Source organism: Campylobacter concisus (assembly GCF_015229955.1).
In the GTDB taxonomy this organism is placed as follows: domain Bacteria; phylum Campylobacterota; class Campylobacteria; order Campylobacterales; family Campylobacteraceae; genus Campylobacter_A; species Campylobacter_A concisus_AT.
In genome coordinates this window covers 47,514-66,660 of record NZ_JAAKYZ010000007.1, presented here as the reverse complement: position 1 = coordinate 66,660, position 19,147 = coordinate 47,514, and the positions used below count along the sequence as shown (strand labels likewise).

21 protein-coding genes are annotated in these 19,147 nt (G+C 37.4%); 13 read left to right on the top strand and 8 right to left on the bottom strand.

The window, feature by feature from the left end:
• Position 1 precedes the first annotated feature (1 nt).
• On the top strand, positions 2–808 hold the full coding sequence (locus tag G6W45_RS08845) for a metal ABC transporter permease (protein WP_194168232.1): 807 nt from the start codon (positions 2–4) through the stop codon (positions 806–808).
• Here G6W45_RS08845 and G6W45_RS08840 read toward each other — a convergent pair.
• Both G6W45_RS08840 and G6W45_RS08835 read right to left on the bottom strand, forming a co-directional pair.
• Positions 789–2,120: an MATE family efflux transporter gene (locus tag G6W45_RS08840; RefSeq protein ID WP_194168231.1), complete on the bottom strand. Its 1,332-nt coding sequence runs from the start codon at positions 2,118–2,120 to the stop codon at positions 789–791. The genes G6W45_RS08845 and G6W45_RS08840 overlap by 20 nt on opposite strands.
• A 251-nt stretch (positions 2,121–2,371) precedes the next feature.
• Positions 2,372–2,809 carry a type II secretion system protein gene (locus tag G6W45_RS08835; protein ID WP_194168230.1) on the bottom strand — a complete coding sequence of 146 codons (438 nt, stop codon included), beginning with the start codon at positions 2,807–2,809 and terminating at the stop codon, positions 2,372–2,374.
• Positions 2,810–2,950: 141 nt separating this feature from the next.
• Between G6W45_RS08835 and G6W45_RS08830 the strand changes: the two genes are divergently transcribed.
• Together G6W45_RS08830 and G6W45_RS08825 are read left to right on the top strand one after the other, a co-directional pair.
• Entirely contained in the window at positions 2,951–3,823 is an 873-nt protein-coding gene (locus tag G6W45_RS08830) for a cytochrome-c peroxidase (protein ID WP_194168229.1), read from the top strand.
• Positions 3,813–6,233 (top strand): bifunctional diguanylate cyclase/phosphodiesterase, encoded by a 2,421-nt coding sequence (locus G6W45_RS08825; protein WP_194168228.1) that lies wholly within the window; start codon positions 3,813–3,815, stop codon positions 6,231–6,233. The genes G6W45_RS08830 and G6W45_RS08825 overlap by 11 nt, the downstream gene beginning before the upstream one ends.
• A gap of 3 nt (positions 6,234–6,236) precedes the next feature.
• On the opposite strand, the gene G6W45_RS08820 is transcribed toward G6W45_RS08825, so the two are convergent.
• Positions 6,237–6,995: an exodeoxyribonuclease III gene (locus G6W45_RS08820; protein ID WP_194168227.1), complete on the bottom strand. Its 759-nt coding sequence runs from the start codon at positions 6,993–6,995 to the stop codon at positions 6,237–6,239.
• Positions 6,996–7,048: 53 nt separating this feature from the next.
• On the opposite strand from G6W45_RS08820, the gene G6W45_RS08815 reads away from it, so the two are divergent.
• Together G6W45_RS08815 and G6W45_RS08810 are read left to right on the top strand one after the other, a co-directional pair.
• A complete protein-coding gene (locus G6W45_RS08815; RefSeq protein ID WP_021090215.1) occupies positions 7,049–7,414 on the top strand; it encodes a diacylglycerol kinase in 366 nt (121 codons plus the stop codon).
• A gap of 1 nt (position 7,415) precedes the next feature.
• A complete protein-coding gene (locus tag G6W45_RS08810; protein WP_072594035.1) occupies positions 7,416–7,643 on the top strand; it encodes a replication/maintenance protein RepL in 228 nt (75 codons plus the stop codon).
• Positions 7,644–8,037: 394 nt separating this feature from the next.
• On the opposite strand, the gene G6W45_RS08805 is transcribed toward G6W45_RS08810, so the two are convergent.
• From G6W45_RS08805 to rpsT, 3 genes are all read right to left on the bottom strand, one after another.
• Positions 8,038–8,457: a TOBE domain-containing protein gene (locus G6W45_RS08805; protein ID WP_194168226.1), complete on the bottom strand. Its 420-nt coding sequence runs from the start codon at positions 8,455–8,457 to the stop codon at positions 8,038–8,040.
• Positions 8,458–8,801: 344 nt separating this feature from the next.
• The gene (prfA, locus tag G6W45_RS08800; protein WP_194168225.1) at positions 8,802–9,869 is read right to left on the bottom strand and encodes a peptide chain release factor 1; all 1,068 of its coding nucleotides are present in this window, start codon (positions 9,867–9,869) and stop codon (positions 8,802–8,804) included.
• Between the two features lie 13 nt (positions 9,870–9,882).
• Complete coding sequence (gene rpsT / locus G6W45_RS08795) at positions 9,883–10,152, bottom strand: 30S ribosomal protein S20 (protein ID WP_004317319.1); 270 nt, start codon at positions 10,150–10,152, stop codon at positions 9,883–9,885.
• A gap of 157 nt (positions 10,153–10,309) precedes the next feature.
• On the opposite strand from rpsT, the gene glmM reads away from it, so the two are divergent.
• From glmM to G6W45_RS08765, 6 genes are all read left to right on the top strand, one after another.
• Positions 10,310–11,650, top strand: a complete 1,341-nt coding sequence (gene glmM, locus G6W45_RS08790; RefSeq protein WP_194168224.1) for a phosphoglucosamine mutase — start codon at positions 10,310–10,312, stop codon at positions 11,648–11,650.
• Complete coding sequence (lspA, locus tag G6W45_RS08785; protein WP_194168223.1) at positions 11,643–12,095, top strand: signal peptidase II; 453 nt, start codon at positions 11,643–11,645, stop codon at positions 12,093–12,095. The genes glmM and lspA overlap by 8 nt, the downstream gene beginning before the upstream one ends.
• Positions 12,085–12,447, top strand: coding sequence for an NINE protein (locus G6W45_RS08780; protein ID WP_087577240.1), 363 nt, complete (start codon positions 12,085–12,087; stop codon positions 12,445–12,447). Before lspA ends, G6W45_RS08780 begins: the two co-directional genes overlap by 11 nt.
• A 9-nt stretch (positions 12,448–12,456) precedes the next feature.
• Positions 12,457–12,891 carry a HemJ family protein gene (locus G6W45_RS08775; RefSeq protein WP_004317437.1) on the top strand — a complete coding sequence of 145 codons (435 nt, stop codon included), beginning with the start codon at positions 12,457–12,459 and terminating at the stop codon, positions 12,889–12,891.
• 9 nt (positions 12,892–12,900) lie between these two features.
• Entirely contained in the window at positions 12,901–13,446 is a 546-nt protein-coding gene (locus G6W45_RS08770) for an HI_0983 family protein (protein WP_021086664.1), read from the top strand.
• Between the two features lie 116 nt (positions 13,447–13,562).
• The gene (locus G6W45_RS08765) at positions 13,563–15,002 is read left to right on the top strand and encodes an acetyl-CoA carboxylase subunit A (protein ID WP_107811486.1); all 1,440 of its coding nucleotides are present in this window, start codon (positions 13,563–13,565) and stop codon (positions 15,000–15,002) included.
• A 292-nt stretch (positions 15,003–15,294) separates the two neighbouring features.
• Here G6W45_RS08765 and G6W45_RS08760 read toward each other — a convergent pair whose 3' ends face one another.
• The gene (locus tag G6W45_RS08760; protein ID WP_141081769.1) at positions 15,295–15,516 is read right to left on the bottom strand and encodes a hypothetical protein; all 222 of its coding nucleotides are present in this window, start codon (positions 15,514–15,516) and stop codon (positions 15,295–15,297) included.
• A gap of 269 nt (positions 15,517–15,785) precedes the next feature.
• Here G6W45_RS08760 and G6W45_RS08755 point away from each other — a divergent pair, with 269 nt between their 5' ends.
• Positions 15,786–16,370 (top strand): SMI1/KNR4 family protein, encoded by a 585-nt coding sequence (locus G6W45_RS08755; protein WP_194168222.1) that lies wholly within the window; start codon positions 15,786–15,788, stop codon positions 16,368–16,370.
• Between the two features lie 198 nt (positions 16,371–16,568).
• The gene (gene gdhA, locus G6W45_RS08750; protein ID WP_072594044.1) at positions 16,569–17,927 is read left to right on the top strand and encodes an NADP-specific glutamate dehydrogenase; all 1,359 of its coding nucleotides are present in this window, start codon (positions 16,569–16,571) and stop codon (positions 17,925–17,927) included.
• Positions 17,928–18,883: 956 nt separating this feature from the next.
• Here the strand turns inward: gdhA and G6W45_RS08745 are convergent.
• On the bottom strand, positions 18,884–19,036 hold the full coding sequence (locus G6W45_RS08745) for a hypothetical protein (protein ID WP_159070044.1): 153 nt from the start codon (positions 19,034–19,036) through the stop codon (positions 18,884–18,886).
• Positions 19,037–19,147 lie beyond the last annotated feature (111 nt).

The following is a 19,147-nucleotide window of genomic DNA, read 5'->3' as shown; positions in this document are numbered from 1 at the left end:
AATGAGTGAAATTTTAGAGTTAAATTTTATGCAAAATGCCTTTATTGCTGGCATTTTAATTAGTATCATTTGTGGGCTCATAGGCTCGCTCGTTGTTATAAATAAAATGACTTTTATCGCTGGCGGTATCGCGCACGGAGCATATGGCGGCATCGGACTTGCCTTTTTCTTCTCGCTTGAACCACTTCTTGGAGCTAGTATATTTTCACTCTTTTTAGCCCTTATAATCGCCACTATCACGTTAAAAGATAAAACCAACATCGACTCAGTTATCGGTGCTATTTGGGCATTTGGTATGGCTATTGGTATCATTTTTATCGATTTAACTCCAGGATACAATGCCGACCTTATGAGTTATCTCTTTGGCTCTATCTTAGCAGTAAGCGGGCAAGATATAACATTTATGAGTATTTTAGATATCTTATTTTTAGCACTCATTGCTCTTTTTTATCGTCAATTTGTAGCTATTAGCTTTGATGCAGAGTTTGCAAAGTTGCGCGGCGTAAATACAACATTTTTTCACTATTTATTAGTATGTATGATGGCACTTTGTGTGGTGGCTACGATTCGTGTTGTTGGGCTGATTCTAGTCATCGCTCTTCTTACTATACCGCCATATTTAGCACAAATTTTTGCCAAAAGACTTGGACTGATGATGCTAATCTCTACTATCTTTTCAATCATTTTTTGTTTTAGCGGTCTATTCATTAGCTTTTATTTTAACCTAACAGGCGGAGCTAGCATAATCTTAGTTGCTTCACTTTGCTTTTTTGCTTTTTGTTTTAAATTTAAAAGCTTACGTCAGTAGCCCTTCTTAGCTGATAAAGCGTCCAAAAGACGAAGCAAATGGCTGTGAGATAGACACTAAAAAATAGAGCTAGCCATATAAATTTTATCTCAAGACCAAAATAGAATACTACTGCGTAAAAAAGTGATCCTTGAAGCACGAATTGCCTAAATCCATTTAGCAAAAAGATGGCCACTGGGCGTTTTATGGCCTGAAGAGTGCTGCCTGAGACATTTATCGTGCCATAAGCTACGTAAGCAAGAGAATTTATACCAAGATAAAGCCCTGCTATCTCCAAAACTGCCGGTGTATCATCAAAAATTCTTATCATATCTTCACCAAAAAATCTAATAAAAACACAAGCAAATGCACAATAAATAAGTAAAAAAAGAAGCGAAATTTTATAGCATTGCTTGGCTCTTTTAAAATTTTTAGCACCATAGTTTCTTGAAACGATACTTAAAACTGCTGCAGCCATACCAATGGTCGGTAATACCAAAATTTGCTCTATCCTTAAGGCTATACCATATCCTGCTACGGCATTTACGCCATAGTAGCTTATAAATTTTAAAAGCACAAGTGAGCCAAGTGACATCGATAGATAGTTTAAACAAGCTGGTAGAGCTTGTTTTGTAATCTTTGCCCAAATACTAAAATTTGGCACAAAATAGCTTAAATTTCTTGGCTCGATCATCTTAGCTTTTTTAACTTTTACAAAAAGGTAGATCATGCCCAAAAGCTGAACACTAGCTGTTGCTAGAGCAAGTCCTTTTACGCCAAGATCCAAAATGAATGCAAAAAAGTAGCAAAAAAATGCATTGATAAAAAGGCCATAAAATAGCCAATTGCGGTAACTTTTTGTATCTCCAAGTGCTACAAGCACGCCGTTTAGAGATTTGATAATCAAGAAAAACGGTGCAGCAAGAAAGATAACACCCGCATATTCAAGTGCCTCTTTTAAATAGTGATGATCAGCTCCTAAAAAAGTGAGCAAATTCGGTGCTAAAAAATAGCCACAAAACCCCATAAAAATAGCAAATACTAACACAAAGATAATTCCATTTGCCGCATAAAATTTAGCCATTTTTATCTTTCCTGCTCCAAGGCTATTGCCTATTAGCGCAGTTAGCGCTGAGCCAAAACCAAGCCCAATGCCTACAATACTTAGATAAAGCAAAAAGCTCATAGCCATACCAGCTACGGCAAGGGTAGAAATTTTTGCTGCAAAAAATGTGCCAGTAACGTTATAAAGAGTATTAAACATCATTGCGGTGCCAGCTGGAAGCGAGAGCGAGATGATGAGCTTATTTAACGGGTCTTTTAGTAAATCCATGGCTTGATTTTACGTTTTTTATCTTTAAAATTTGTAAAGGATAAAAATCGATTAAATTTAATAAAAAGCCATTGCCTATTTAGTAGAAGTTAAGATTTGATACCTTTTGGCAACGCATTAAATCTTAGAAAGCTTATTTTTATGTGTATAAATTATTTGTGTAAAAAATTTGTATTTCTATCAGGCTTTGTTATATTAAAAATTTAGTAGGACAAAAATCATAAAAAGCAAGGAAAAACCTTGCTAAAATTTTATTTATATTTTATGCCCATGCCGCCAAATTTAAGCGAATTAGCTGTCTTATTATCGCTACTTTCAATTAGAGTTTTAACATCTGCCAAGCCAGGCAATTCCCAAACTTGTCCACAAAGACCACCTGTTTTTACAGTAATGCCTATCTCTCCATTAGTGTTATTTCCGGTACCTACTTCTAAACACTCATCATTTTTTGCTTTTACTGGTGTTTTTACATTTGACATCTTTTTAACAGCATCTGTACCAGAAGCAAATTCGCCTTGTGAAGTATAGTAAGAACCCAAGTCCGAAATAAGCGTTTGTATATTTGAAGCAGTTTTTGATATCTCTGCATCATCCCTTGTTAAAGCTAGTTTTGGTATAGCAACCGCAGCTAATATGCCCAATATAACGATCACGAAGATCAACTCAATCATCGTAAAGCCTTTTTTCATGACTTCTCCTCCCTGAAATATAAATATTTTCTAAATCGAGCGAATTGTATCATAAATTCCAAAAAAACAATAAAATAATGTACTATATAAAAAATCAAAAATTTGCCGATATAAAAAAGAAAATTAAAAATTAGGGGCGTTATGAAGGGCATTATACTTTGTCTATTTATCATCACTATTTCATTTTGTAAATATGAATCCTATAAACCTCTTACGGTAGTAAAATATAATGAAGAAAAGGCTCTGCTTGGCAAAAAACTCTTTTTTGACAAAAGGCTAAGCCCAAATGAAAACTACTCTTGCCAAACTTGTCATAACTTGTATTGGAATTTAAGCGGAAGCAACCAAGATAGCATGGAAAAAGGCACTTTAAATCCTCCAACCATATTAAATGCTGCAGCAAATTATCTGTTTTATAGCGATGCAAAGATTAGCAATTTAAAAGATCAAGTAAAAGAGTCCATAACTTCTAGAATAGAACTAAACTCAGATAACGACAAGATAGTGGATTCTGTAAATAATATCTCTGAGTACAAAATTTTATTTAAAAAAATTTATAATGACGGCATTAATTTTGATAATATTGCAGATGCAATAGCTGAGTTTGAAAAGGCTATCTTGAGTGTTGATTCACCATTTGATCGTTTTATATCAGGTGATAACAATGCCATAGATGATAGTGCAAAGAAAGGATTTGAGATATTTAATAATATAGGCTGTGCTGCTTGTCATAATGGTAGAAATTTGGGAGGAAATTTGACACAAGATATTGGCCGAGAAAAAATTTCTGCCTTAGATACAAGCAAAAGATTAAGAAGAGTGCCATCACTAAGAAATATTACAAAAACTGCTCCATATTTATCTCATGGAGAGATAAACGATCTAAAAGAGGCTATAAGCTTTATTGGTAACTACCAGCTAGGATACGTTCTTAGCAAAGATGAAATTGATGCTTTATACTCATTTTTTCTGACATTAAATGGTAAAAAGCCTAGGATATTAAATGAGTACTAAACGAACAAGAACCGTACTTAGCGTCTTAGTAGCTATATTTTTCGTTAGTGCATTTTTTATATATAAAGCAAATATAGCCATTGATACGGCTCATAAATTTGATGATGGAATTTTAAATCTAAAATTTATAGACAATGAGATAACTTTTTCTTTAAATAATATTTATGATGTCTCAAACTACGACAAACTCAATGCTGACATAAATTCTTTTGATACAAATTTGAGCAACCTTTCAATGCTTAGTGATGAGATGTTGTTATTTCATCAAAATGAAATAACAAAAGACCTACAAAACATAAGAGATGTATTTAGTAAAAAAGTATTTTTTCTACAAAGATCAGCTTATGTAAACTCATCTATAGATTCTTATATCCAAATAAGTCAATATGAGATACAAAATCTAGCGCTTCCAAATAAGCTTGAGGCTGTATTCTATGCGATAAAAGGCGCTTTGATGCTTAGTCCTGAAGTAATAGATGAAATTTCAAAGCAAATAAAAATGTATAAAAATGAGTATAAAGATAACCAAAAAGCTCAAAATATATTAGACAAGATACTTTATGCGACTCAAGCTACAAAAACTTTACGTACAATCTCAAATAGTGCAAAAGAGCTACATCTTGATAATCTAATAGAAAATTTTAGAAACAAAATCCTAGAATTTCACTCTGATGAGGTGAATAACGCAAAAATAGCTCAGATAATTTGCCTACTTACATTTATAATATTTTGTGCATTTGGCCTCTATCAAATCAAAATGGCCTCAGAGCGTTTAAGACAGATAAAACTCTTAAGATCCACGGTTGAAAACGATCATAGCTCTATTATCTATTGCGATAAACACAATAGAATTTCATACGTAAATAAAACCTTTGAAGAAAAAACTGGCTACAAGCTAAAAGAAATAATAGGCAAAAACCCAAGAATACTAAAATCATATATGCACCCGCAAAGCTTTTATGAATCTATAAAAGAGGCTGTGCAAAAATCTCTACCTTGGGAGAGCGATGAGCTTATAAGTAGAACAAAAAGCGGTGATTTTTTATATGAAAAGGTAAAATTTTCGCCATTTTTCTTTAAAAATAAATTTGAGGGCTATATAGCGGTAAAACTTGATAGGACTAAAGAGACACTGATACTAAACGAGCTAACTCAAAAAAATGAACAAATAAAAATACAATCTTCAATCGATAAACTAACAGGCTTTGGCAATTACTTTGCTTTAACTGAAATTTTAGACGCACAAAAAGATGGAGTGCTCATTTGCTTAAGCATTAAGAATTTTAAAATTTTAAGATTCTTTTATCAAACTAAGATTATCGATGCAATGCTAAAAGCAGTAGCTGATACACTAAAGCTTTGTATAGATACTTCTGAGATAAAAGCAAAGCTATTTAGATTTCAAGACGATGCATTTTATATATGGTATGAAGGCGATAATATCGTAAGAGATATTGAATATATAAGAGAATATTTTGGTTCAAATAGAATAAATGTCGCTATTGATGAAAAATTTGAAAATTTACCAGGCATAAAGATGGTATTTGGTGTTTCATTGCCAAACGATACCCCACAAACTAACCGCCTAATGCAATCAGTCCTTGCAAATCAGCTCGCAATAGAAAATGGTAGCAATATTTACTACTATCTAGAAAATGACGCCATTGAGATGAAATATCACAAAAACCAGCTGGCAGTTCAGCTAATCGAAGATGCGTTAGAAAACGATAGAGTTATCGTAGAAGCACAAGGTATCTTTAACTTAGAAGAAAATGAGACCGAAGCAAAGTATTATGAAGTCTTGGTTCGTATAATCGATCAAAATGGTAAGATACACTATCCGGGCGAATTTTTAGATATTGCTATGAAAACTCAGTTATATCCGCAAATAACCAAAAAAGTTATAGCCCTTGCATTTGATTTAGCCAAAAAATATCCAGACTATACATTCTCAATAAATTTATCTAATACAGACATAGCCGACGCTAGTATGAGAGAGCTTATAGAAAATAAACTAATAGAGTGCAAAGATCCTAATAAAATTTGTTTTGAAATGCTAGAGAGCGAAGAGCTTAGCGACTATGTTGCGGTAAATTCTTTCATAAAACGCGTCAAAGGCTATGGATGTAAAATTTCGATTGATGACTTTGGCTCAGGATACTCAAACTATTACCGAATTTTGGAGCTTGATATAGACACCATAAAGATAGATGGCTCGATAATCAAAAAGCTTCCATTTGACGAAAATGCTAGAGTTCTAGTAGAAACCATCGTAAGCTTTGCAAAAAAACAAGGCTACAAAATAGTAGCCGAGTTTGCAAGTTCAGAAGAAATTTTAAACCAAATCAAAAATTTTGGAATACCTTACGCACAAGGTTTCTTACTAGGCAAGCCTCGCAGAATGGAATAGTGGCTAAATTTCTATATCTATACCAACCGGGCAGTGATCGCTACCTGTGATCTCTGGCAAGATAAATGCGTCTTTTAGCCTATCCTTTAATCCTTGCGAGATGAAGAAATAATCAATCCTCCAACCGACGTTTTTTGCCCTTGCATTAAAACGGTAGCTCCACCACGAGTAAGCGTCCGCTACGTCGCCATTTATGGCTCTAAAGGTATCGATAAAGCCACTTTTTAGCACCTCGTCGACCCACGCTCGCTCAATAGGCAAAAAGCCAGAAGTTTTGGCATTTGCCTTTGGATTTTTAAGGTCGATCTCGCGGTGAGCGGTATTTACATCACCACAAAATATCACCTCTTTGCCGTTTTTTATAAGTTCTTTGCAGTAAGCTAAAAATTTCTCGTAAAAGTCCATTTTATAGGCTAGGCGCTCGTCATCCTTTTGTCCGTTTGGAAAATAGATATTAAAAAGCACGATATTGCCAAATCTATGTTCCAAAACACGCCCTTCCGTGTCGTCGAAAAAAGCTGCCTTTTGTGTAGAAATGTCAAAATTTGCTAGGCTCATCACGCCAGAGTATCCGGCTCTCTCGCCTGAATTTACACTGATATCTTTAAAGCCAAGATTATAAATTTCTTTTGGCACATCACTTTCTTTGACTTTAATCTCCTGAAGCGCCAAAAAATCAGGCTTTTGCTCCGTAAGCCATGCAAAACCATCTTTTGTTACAAGTGCTCTAAGGCCATTTACGTTCCAGCTAATAAGTTTCAAATTTCATCCTTTTTTTAATTATAATTATGCCAAAAATCGCAAAAAGGAAAATTATGAGAAACCAGCCAGAGTATAAATTTTTTAAAAATTTTGGCTACGCAAGAGAGGGTTTGGCTGAAATTTTCAAAAACGAAAAGAGCTTTCGAATAGAAATTTATATATTTTTGGTAACTACGATCTCGCTATTTTTTTGGAATTTTGACCTTGTTTTTAATCTATTTTTGATCTTTAGCATGGCATTTGTGCTAGTTTGCGAATGCCTAAACTCTGGCTTAGAGCGAGTAACTGATCTTGCAAGCCCAGACTATCACGCCCTAGCAAAGGCGGCAAAAGATGCAGGAAGTGCAGCTGTGATGATCGCAAATTTCTTATGTGGCGCGCTTTGGTGCGTGGCAATAGGATATAAAATTTGGAGCTAGCATGAATGAAGAAATTTATAAGGCAATCATTGGCGAGAAAAAGGTAGAAATTATAAATTTGCTAGTTAAAAGCTGTGATGAAAATGGCTTCATTGTCGTAAAAATTTCAGAAATTTGTGAAAAGCTAGATGTGAGCAAACCAACCGTAATAAATACCTTTAAGCTGCTTGAAGAGAAGAAAATTTTTGAGAGAGTGAAAAATGGAGTTTATAGATTTAAAAATTTATAGTTAGTTTTAGCAGATAGTCTTAGCAGTGATTATGCTAAATGTCAAGCGGTCAGTTATAACGACGACCCTAGACGGCTGTGGCTCATGAACGCCACCTGTGATCTCACCAGCTACATATAGTTTGGTATAGGTATAGCCGTTTGAGAGCTTGTGACTTTGGTTTTGTGTTGATATTTGGCCGCCTATTGTGTGGTGAACTTTTGGCGTGCCATGCTCTGCTTAAAATGGTGGATAGGCTATAAAAGTAATATAAATTTTAGCTATAAATTTTCTAAAAAATATTCACTACGACTTATTTAAATTTATAATTTCGTTGATAAATTTTATAGTATTTTAGATTTTAACTTAAGAATAGAATTTGGTTTAGAAGGGCGGAGCAAAATTGCTCCGTAAATTATTTAACACCAACTATAATTTGAGTTGCTTTGATGATTGCAGTTACTTTATCTCCCGCTTTTAAAGCTAGGCTGCTAACTGACTCTCTTGTGATGATAGCTGAAATTTTACTGCCATTTACATCGATAATAACTTCAACATTTACAGCTCCGTCTTTTATCTCGCTAACAACGCCTTTGATTTGGTTTGTAGCGCTAAGCTTGATGCTATCATCTTTTGAAACGATAACGCTTGAAGCTTTGAATAAAAAGATAGCTTTTTTGCCAACTTTAAGATCAAGACCTTTTTCACTATCAACCGTAACAGTTGCTTTTAGCACCTCTCCGCCTGCAAGCTTAGCAGATATTAGCGAATTTACCGCACCTGTTCTTACCTCTGTGATCTCAACATTTAGTTGATTTCTTGCACTTATTGACATTTTATCTCCTTGTTTTGAATTAAATTATGGTGAAATTGTAAGGTAGAATTATTAAGCAAAACTTAAAAACTATTTATACAAAATTATAATATCAAAAATAAAAACTTTATACTTTTAGATGCCCTATAAATCGCTATTTGAGAAATAAAATCTAAAAATTTAATTTATATTATTTTGAAAAAAATGAGAAAAAATATTACTAAATGCTACTTTTAAATATCTATTTTTGTAAAATTCTTGTTAATTTGACTTTAAAGCTTGGTAAATTTAAAAGTATTTTAAGCTAAAGTAATATTTTTAGGTAAAGAAATAAATTATAAAATTTGAAGTAAAAATTTGAAAGTTTAAATGCCAGCTTCTAGCATGGCTTCTGCTTGATAATGTGTAATAAGTGGCTCGATGATCTCGTCAAATAATCCCGCAGCCATAATCGCATCAAGACGGTAAAGTGTTAAATTTATACGGTGATCACTTATGCGGTTTTGCGGATAATTGTATGTCCTTATCCTGCCAGAACGATCCCCAGTGCCAACTTGGCTCTTTCGCTCACTAGTCTCTTTTACAAGTCTCTCTTGCTCTTGAAGCTCATAAAGTCTAGCCTTTAGCACCTTCATCGCAGCTTCTTTGTTTTTATGTTGGCTCTTGCCATCTTGGTTTGTTACAACAAGTCCTGTTGGTATATGCGTGATCCTAACGGCACTATCAGTTGTATTTACCGACTGACCGCCATGACCTGAGCTTCTCATAACATCAACTCTTATATCATTTGGATTGATCTCGATCTCACTATCCTCAACCTCTGGCATAATAGCCACAGTCACAGCTGAAGTATGCACCCTGCCCTGGCTCTCGGTCTCTGGCACACGTTGAACTCTGTGTGTGCCGCCTTCAAATTTTAGCCTCGAGTAAGCACCTTTACCTTTTATAAGTACGATGATCTCTTTAAAGCCACCAGTATTGCCTTCGCTTTGACTAACGATCTCAAATTTATATCCACGAAGTTCTGCATATCTAATGTAAGCATTAAAAAGATCCCCAACAAATAGCGCGGCCTCATCACCACCAGTACCTGCACGAATTTCTAAAAATATATTTTTATCATCGTTTGGATCTTTTGGAAGAAGTAAAATTTTTATCTCTTCTTCAAGCTTTTCTCTTGAAATCTCTAAATTTTTAAGCTCCTCTTTTGCAAGCTCTCCGAGCTCAGAGTCCTCAAGTAGGGCTTTATTTTCGTCGATATCTTTTAAAATTTCTAGATATTTTGTTGAGGCAGTTGCGACTGGCTCGATAGATGATTGCTCTTTTGAGAGCTTTGTCATCTTTTCGATATCGTTTGCTATATTTGGATCGCTAAGAAGCGTAGAAATTTCATTATAGCGATCCAAAAATGGATGAAGTTTATCAGCAAACATTAAATTTTATAGATTAAGCAGCTTTTAGAGTATTTACCAATTGTGCAAGACGACTAACACGGCGAGCAGCAGTTTGTTTTTTCAAAAAGCCCCTACTTACGAAGCTGTGGATACTTTTGTTAGCAACTTTTAAAGCTTCATTTGCAGCATTTAGATCTTTAGCTTCTACGGCTACACGCACTGCTTTTGTGATATTTTTAAGTCTTGTGCGGTAAAATCTATTTCTTTCTGTTCTTTTTATAGTTTGTCTGGCTCTTTTTTCAGCAGATTTATGGTTTGCCATAATATACCTTTTTGAATAATTTTAGTCGGTGATTATATTAAAGATATAATAAATTTAACCTTAATTTAAGTCATCCTTAATGAAAGTAAAATTTTAGATTTTAAATTAGGTAAATTCTGATAAAATAGCACAATTTTATAATAAAAAGGATGAATTTATGAAACTATTTGGAACGGATGGAGTTCGTGGAAAGGCTGGAGAGAAACTTTCAGCTCAAACATCTATGCGTCTTGCAATGGCGGCTGGAATTTATTTTAGAAAGACTTCAGCGACAAATGTAATTTTGGTTGGAAAAGATACTAGAAAAAGCGGCTATATGATAGAAACCGCTATCGTTGCGGGGCTAACTGCAGTTGGCTATAACGTCCTTCAAATAGGCCCTATGCCAACACCTGCAATCGCATTTTTAACAGAAAATATGCGCTGTGACGCTGGTATAATGATAAGTGCTTCACACAATCCGTACTACGATAACGGCATCAAATTTTTTGATAGCTTTGGCAACAAGCTTGATGAGACGATAGAGGCCGAGATAGAAAAAATCTTCTACGACGATGAGCTCATCGCAAACGCTCAAAAGACGATGACAGAGATCGGTGCAAACAAGAGGATCGACGATGTTATCGGCAGATATATCGTGCAGATCAAAAATTCATTCCCAAAAGAGCTAAATTTAAAGAATTTACGAGTAGTTTTAGATGTGGCAAACGGAGCTGCTTACAAGGTCGCGCCAACTGTATTTAGCGAGCTTGGAGCTGATGTCATCGTCATAAACGACGAGCCAAATGGTAGCAACATTAACCAAAACTGCGGTGCGCTTCACCCAGAAGATCTAGCAAGCGAGGTAAAAAGGCTTCGTGCTGACATCGGCTTTGCATTTGACGGCGATGCTGATAGGCTTGTAGTAGTTGACGAAAACGGCGAAGTTGTGCATGGCGATGCGATACTTGGCTCACTAGCTGCATTTTTACACGAGCAAAAGGCTCTAAAAGGCGGCGCCATCGTAGCTACGGTAATGAGTAACGCTGCACTTGATGACTATCTAAAAGCTCATAAGATCAAACTACTTCGCTCAAACGTAGGCGATAAATACGTGCTTGAGATGATGAAAGAAAATTGTATAAATTTTGGCGGTGAGCAAAGCGGTCACGTGATATTTAACGACTACGCCAAAACTGGCGATGGCCTTGTTACCTCAATGCAAGTTGTCGCGATGATGCTTAAAAAAGGTAAAAAAGCTAGCGAAATTTTTGGCGAGCTAAAGCCGTATCCACAAATTTTACTAAATTTAAAGATCACAGAGAAGAAGCCGCTTGATAAGATAGAGGGGCTAAAAGAGCTTGAGGCTAGTCTTGCAAAAGAGGGCATAAGATCGCTCTTTAGATACTCTGGCACTGAAAATTTGATCAGACTTTTGCTTGAAGGCAAAAATCAAACTTTAGTTGAAAAACGCATGGATGAAGTTGAGAAATTTTTTGTAAAAGCCCTAAATGCATAAAAGCTTAGTTAAATTTTTCATTGCGTTTTTTGTCATTTTTATCGTTGATCAAGCGATAAAAATGATATTTATAGATGGTTTTTCGTGGGAGGGCGAGTTTTTCTCGCTAGTTCTTACATATAATAAGGGCGTTGCATTTTCGATGTTTGCCTTTTTAGATGAGTGGCTTAAATTTATCCAGATCGCCCTCATTTTAGGCGTTTTTGTCTATCTGGTCGTTGAGAAAAAGCTGCTTTACTCGCATGCCATTTGGCTTGGAGCTTTGCTAGGAGCTGGCAGCTCAAATATCACAGATAGATTTATCCATAGCGGCGTTGTGGATTATGTCTTTTGGCACAAATGGTTTAACTTTGCGGTCTTTAACTTCGCTGATGTGATGATCGATCTTTGCGTTGTGATGATACTTTGGCAAAGTTTTAGAAAAAGGAGAGAGAGTGGGAAATAATATCTACGTCGCATACGCGCTTTGGCTACTTACTGGCTGGCTTGGAGCGCATAGAATTTACCTTGGTAAATTTATCACTGGCTTTTTGATGATGGGACTATTTTTTATCGGTTACTCTTTACAAATCATCCTTGTTGGATATATATTTTTAGCTATCTGGTTTATCTGGTGGATCATCGACGCATTTTTAGTCGGCAGTGGTGTGGATAAAAATTTACAAAAGGCCGAGCTAAAAGAGAGGCTAAAACTAAAAGATAAAGAAGAGGACTTAAAAAGGCTTTACGAGCTTTTTGAGAGTGGTGCTATCAGCAAGGCTGAATTTGAAGCTAGAAAAGAGATACTTTTTAGATAAGGAGACGTTATGGCAGAATATTATCTTTACTTAAAATACCTCCACTATTTGTTTTTCATCTCGTGGATGGCAGTGCTGTTTTATCAGCCAAGGCTCTACGTTTATCACGTAGAAAATATGGACAAACCTGACTTTGTAAAAGTGGTCGAAGTGATGGAGTACAAGATGTATCACTATATCGGCTGGGTCGCACTGATTGGCTCATTTGTCACTGGTATATTGATACTTATCGCGATGCCTGATCTTATAAAAACTGGTCACATCCATGTCAAAATTTTAGTTGTCATCTTAATGGCTATCTATCACCTAGACCTTGGACGCTACATGAAGCAGCTTAAAGAGAAACGCTGTAACAAAAGTGGCATCTTCTTTAGAGCTTACAACGAAGTGCCAACTATTGCGATGCTCATCATCATCTGGGTAATGATAGTAAATCCATTTTAAAGGAATTTGATGAAAAAATTTTTAGCATTTATCGCTTTGCCAGCGCTCTTGCTCGCGGCTACTCAGTATTTTGAGCCGATGCAGATAAAATTTGACAACAGACTCTACTCGCTAGCAGGCTCAGCCAAGCCTGTGCCAAATTTATTCACGCAGGAGTATTTGCTTCCTGGCGAGAAGATAGATAGTTTTAGCTACATGCTCTCGCTAAATACCCTTAAATTTGACGCTACGCCAGAGCAAGCGGTCGAGCAAAAGATAAATGATCTAAAAGAGCTAAAAGCAAAAGGGCTAAAAGTGGCTTATAAAAAGGGCTCGCTGGCAAATGAAATTTATCTTGATATCACGATATTTTCAAACTTAAATGGCGTGCCAACAGCCGAGCACTCGATATATCGCTACACCAAACAAGGCGGAAATTTAGTCCTTTTTACCATCCAAAGGCGTGCTTATAAAAAAGAGGGCATTCAAAGATTTGCTACAAATTTCACGATCGAGTCGCAAGATTTTAGCAAAAAAGCCCTAGCCACACCTTTCCCACAAATCATCAGCAAATAAAGAAATTTGAGTGTAAATTTAGCCTTTGCACTCAAATTTTAAAACCAGACTTAACAAATTTATCTAAAAATAAAACGAATAGTTATATGATAAGAAAAACTCAAAAAGGATAGCCTATGATACATAAAATTCTTATCGCAAATCGTGGTGAGATCGCAGTTAGGATAGTCAGAGCTTGTAGGGATTTACACATCCAAAGCGTAGGAATTTACACAGCACCAGACAGCGAGTGCTTGCATGTCAGGATCGCTGACGAGGCCTATCAAGTGGGCGAAGATCCGATCAAAGGCTATCTTGACGCCAAAGCTATCGTAAAGCTCGCTAAAGAGTGTGGGGCTGACGCCATACACCCAGGATATGGCTTTCTTAGCGAAAACTACGAATTTGCAAAGGCGGTTGAGGACGCTGGGCTTATCTTTATCGGTCCAAAGGCTGAAGTGATAAGAAAAATGGGTGATAAAAATATCGCAAGATACCTAATGAAGAGAAACGGCATACCAATCGTTCCAGGCACAGAAAAGCTAAATGACGAGAGTATGGACGCCATAAAAGAGCACGCTAGACGCATCGGCTACCCTGTCATCTTAAAAGCAAGCGGTGGTGGTGGTGGCCGTGGCATCAGGGAGGTCTGGCAAGAAGAAGATATGCAAGATGCCTTTGAATCATGCACCAGAGAGGCAAAAGCATACTTTAACAACGACGAAGTTTTTATGGAGAAGCTTGTCGTCAATCCTCGCCACATCGAGTTTCAAATTTTAGGCGATAACTACGGCAACATCATCCACCTTTGCGAGCGTGACTGCTCTATCCAAAGGCGCCACCAAAAGATCATCGAGATCGCACCTTGCCCATCGATCAGTGAAAATTTAAGAAAGATCATGGGTGTGACTGCAGTGGCTGCTGCAAAGGCTGTAGGCTACTCAAACGTAGGAACTATCGAGTTTTTACTAGATGACTACAACAACTTTTACTTCATGGAGATGAACACCCGTATCCAAGTGGAGCACGGCATCACTGAAGAGATCACAGGACATGATCTTGTCGTTAGGCAGATAAGAATAGCAGCTGGCGAAATTTTAGAGATCGAGCAAAGCGATATCAAGCCACGTGGTTACGCGATAGAGGCAAGGATCACAGCTGAAAATGTCTGGGAGAATTTCATCCCAGCACCAGGCACTATCGAGGGCTACTATCCAGCACTTGGTCCATCTGTGCGCGTCGATAGCCACGTCTATAAGGACTACACCATACCGCCATTTTATGACTCTTTGATCGCAAAGCTGATCGTAAAGGCGACCGACTACGATCTAGCGGTAAATAAGCTTGAAAGAGCACTTGAAGAATTTACCATCGAAGGCGTGCGAACGATCATCCCATTTTTGCTAACGATCAGCAAAAGCAAGGAGTTTAGAAGAGGATTTTTCGATACTAGCTACGTTGAGAAAAACTTAAAAACTATCCTTGAAAATACCTATGATGATATGAACAAAGAGCCAAATGACGACCTAGAAGAGGTCATCGTAGAGGCGATAAAAAGATATAAAAAGAAGAGATGAATTTATCTCATTGCGGCTTTGGCGATAAATTCCGCCAAGGCTAAATTTTCGCGCAAACTGCGTAAATTTTAGCTCCGTCATTTGCCAAGGCGTAGAGCCTGCCACCGCTTACTAGTATAATCTGATCTGTAACTAAACCAAAATTTCAAACCCTATCTCTTTTAAAAGCAAGCCATTTCTAGCGCTTATCAAAACTGGCTTATTTTTGTGATTTGCGAACAAAATTTGACCATTAATCCAAGCAAAGTACTCCGTGCAACTGGTTTTAAATTTAAATATCGCCCGTCACTTTTTACATCCACGGCGTAGAGATATAAAGTAAAACATCCCCCTCACACAGATAAACTGGCGTGTGGAAATATGTGCCAAGCTTTAGCCACCAGATAGTTTTGCCTATTCTTGTACTATGCTCTTTAGGCGGCACACTCGCGTTTAAATTTTCATCTTTTGCTTCATTATTGATCGCTGCGCCACCCAAAATTTCTTTGCACTCCATCATAAATGGCGAGCTCATGCGCACGCAAAAGCCTCAAGTTCGTATGTTTTAGCATCGTTATAAATCTCTTTTATGGGCTACGCTGCTTTATCAAGCTAATTTACCTCATCATTAACTCTTTGCAACATCTCGCATTTAGTGATTGCTAGTTTTCTTAGTTATCTCTGCCAGCTTCTTAAATTTATGAAGATTGTGGTCTAAATTTGGCGACAAATGGGTCAAAATTAAAAGCGCACCGAGTTAAATTTGATAAAATTTGCCAAAATTTAGCAGATTAAAGGACTGATATGTTTTTAAAGTTAAACCAGATAGCTCAAAAATTAGATCAAATTTTCTTGCCACTAGAGCAAGAGGGTATGACTGGCATGAGACTCTTGCTTCAAAATGATGTTAAAGCCACCGCACAAGCACTTAAAAACGCACAAGAAGCTCTTGGCATAAATTTCCCAGCTAAATTTACAAAGCTTTTAAGCAAATTTGACCTTGGAAATTTTGAAATTTGCAATGTCAAATTTGGCTCCAAAGGCGATTACGTGAGTGAGCTAGTACGGCTAAATAGCGTAGATGAGTTTGGTGGCAAATGGTGGCAAGGTGAAGCTCGCCCTTTAAATTTGATAGTCTTTGCCGTGGGTGATCCGTGGATATTTTTGCTTGATTGCACGAGTGGCGCGGTCTATGCATGGCTCTTTGGAGATGAGGAGCTTTGCAGCAGGTGCGTCGCAAGCGACTTTGAAAAATTTTTCATAGCGCTTGCCAGCACCTATATAGCAAGACTAAATGATGAAGCCATGCCATCAGCCAAACAAATCCTAAATTTTGTCCAAGCAGACGACACAGCACTTGATTTTTGGCAAGAGATGGCGCAAATTTAGTAAATTTAGGCTCCACTCAGCCTAAATTCTATTTTATAAATTTATCCCAGCGATCGAAACAAAAACCACTTTTTATAAATTTAGTTTCGATATGTAACGCTCATTGCCTAAAATAAAAATATAAAAATAAATTTAAATAAAAATTTTTTCTAGGAGAGTTAATATTCAACTACGAAAATTTGACGAATAGGAGCCAAAATGAGCGAGTACATCGAAAAAACGATGGAGTGGATAAAAAAGACCAATCCGGGTCAAGGCGTCTTTGTCCAGGCTGCGACCGAGGTTTTAAATAGCCTCGAGCCGCTTATAAAAAGAGAGAGCAAGTACCAAAAACACGCAATCCTAGAGCGCATCGTCATCCCTGAGCGCACGGTGATATTTCGCGTCACATACACGGGCGACGACGGCAGACCGCAGGTAAATAACGGCTACCGCGTGCAGTTTAACTCAGCCGTGGGCCCCTATAAAGGCGGTATCAGACTGCATCCTAGCGTCGATCTTGGCGTACTAAAATTTCTTGGATTTGAGCAAATTTTTAAAAATTCGCTCACGGGCGTAAATATCGGCGGCGCAAAAGGCGGCAGCACCTTTGATCCAAAAGGCAAGAGCGAGGGCGAGATAATGCGCTTTTGCCAAGCGTTTATGAGCGAGCTATACCGCCACATCGGCAACACTGTAGACGTACCCGCAGGCGACATCGGCGTGGGCGCGCGCGAGATCGGCTATATGTTTGGGCAGTATAAAAAACTCACGGGCAGATTTGACGGCATACTCACGGGCAAAGGCTTAAACTGGGGCGGCAGCCTAGCGCGTACGGAAGCGACTGGATACGGGTTAGTCTATTTTACGCAAAATATGCTGCAAAAAGCTGGGCTTGGGCTAGAAGGCAAAAAATGCAGCATAAGCGGTAGCGGAAACGTCGCCATATACACGGTAGAAAAGCTCTATCAAGTAGGCGCGCTGCCTATCACGGTTTCTGATTCAAACGGATACGTTTACGACGCCGAGGGCATCGATCTAGCGGTGCTTAAAGAGCTAAAAGAGGTCAAACGCGCGCGCCTTAGCGAATACGTTAAATTTAGACCGAACGCAAAATACGTAAGCGTGGGCGAGTACAAAGAGGGCAGAAACGGCGTGTGGGACGTGCCGTGCGACGGGGCGTTTCCGTGCGCGACGCAAAACGAGCTGCATCTAGCCGACATAAAGACGCTCTACGCTAACGGCTGCCGTTTCGTGGCTGAGGGCGCAAATATGCCAAGCACGCTTGATGCGATAAATTTTATGCTAGCGCAAAAGGATTTTTACTTCGCTCCGGCAAAGGCGGCAAACGCGGGCGGCGTGGGCACGTCAGGCCTAGAAATGATGCAAAATGCAGGTATGACCGCATGGAGCTTTGAAAAGGTCGATCATAGGCTGCACGGCATAATGAATCATATCTTTGAGCTTAGCTACGAGACTAGCAAAGAGTTTGGCGACGAGGGAAATCTGGTGCTTGGCTCAAATATCGCGGGCTTTAGAAAAGTGGCCGACGCGATGATAGATCAGGGATACGTGTAGGGCTGATTTTGCTCTTTGCTCTATAAATTTACGTCCAAGTTAAATTTGGACGTAAATTTATATGAAGTTACTTTGGGTTTTTAGTTAAAAAAGAATTTGCCTTTTGTGTGGCAAATTTTACTGACAAACTATCAATTTTACGCTAGTTTGAAGTATTGTATATATGTGGATTTGAAGCTCGCCTAAATTTAAAATATTGATACTAAGGTGGCGAGCAGATTACTATTTTTAGAGCATTTAATAGAAATTTTGTCAAAAAGCTGGCGTAGTAGCAAATAGTGGAGTGGCGAGATTTGTGCAACAAATTTGAAAGTTTTTGCCATGTATGCTTTTGCTTGATTGCACGAGTGGTATGTTTATGTGTGGCTGTTTAAAGATGAAGAAATTTGTAGCGGGCGCGTTGCGATCGAGAAATTTTTATAGTGTTAGCTGGCATCGATATAACAAGGCAAAATGAAGAAGTCCTGACAGAGAATGAGCAAACACTAAATTTTATCCAAGCAGATTATAGGGCATTTGATTTTTACCAAGAAATGGCTTATAAAATTTAGTAAATTTATGCTCACCCAGCCTAAATTCTCTTTTATAAATTTAAGCTACAAACAAACGAATCTCTTAGCAAATTTATACAGCTACTAGGCGAAATTTAGCTTATAACACTCGAACAGACACTATGAATTTACAACTCGAAAGAAGTTATCAAATTTACTCTTTCAGGCGAGCTCTTGCCTAGTCGAATTTCAGCAAAGCACCCATGTAATGGTTGGCAGAAAAAGGATGGAGCAAATTCTAGTAAGCAAAAATTAAAATTTGCTACATTTAATCCACGAACAAGCAAATTTATCGTCAAATTTGGTCGCCACATAAAACCAAGAGTAGTCAAAGCTTTTTGTAAAAAGTATTATTAAAGCGATATCCCATTACCAAATTTAGCTAAATATTAGGCAAAATTTAGCTTAAAAATACTCACGCAAGCACTCAAATTTTGTAAGCTCACAAGAAATATTTTCAGCACAACATCCATACGAGCGATAACAAAGCGGGTAAATTCCAGCAAGTAAAGACCAAAATTTACTAAATTTAAACCACATCCAAATTTTGCCTATCAAATTTAACCATAAGGTATATCAACCCTGCAAACGCCTTTGCGTAAATTTAACACATATAAAAATGATAGGATTTTTGAAAATAGTTATTTATAAGTTTTTGTATTAAAAAAT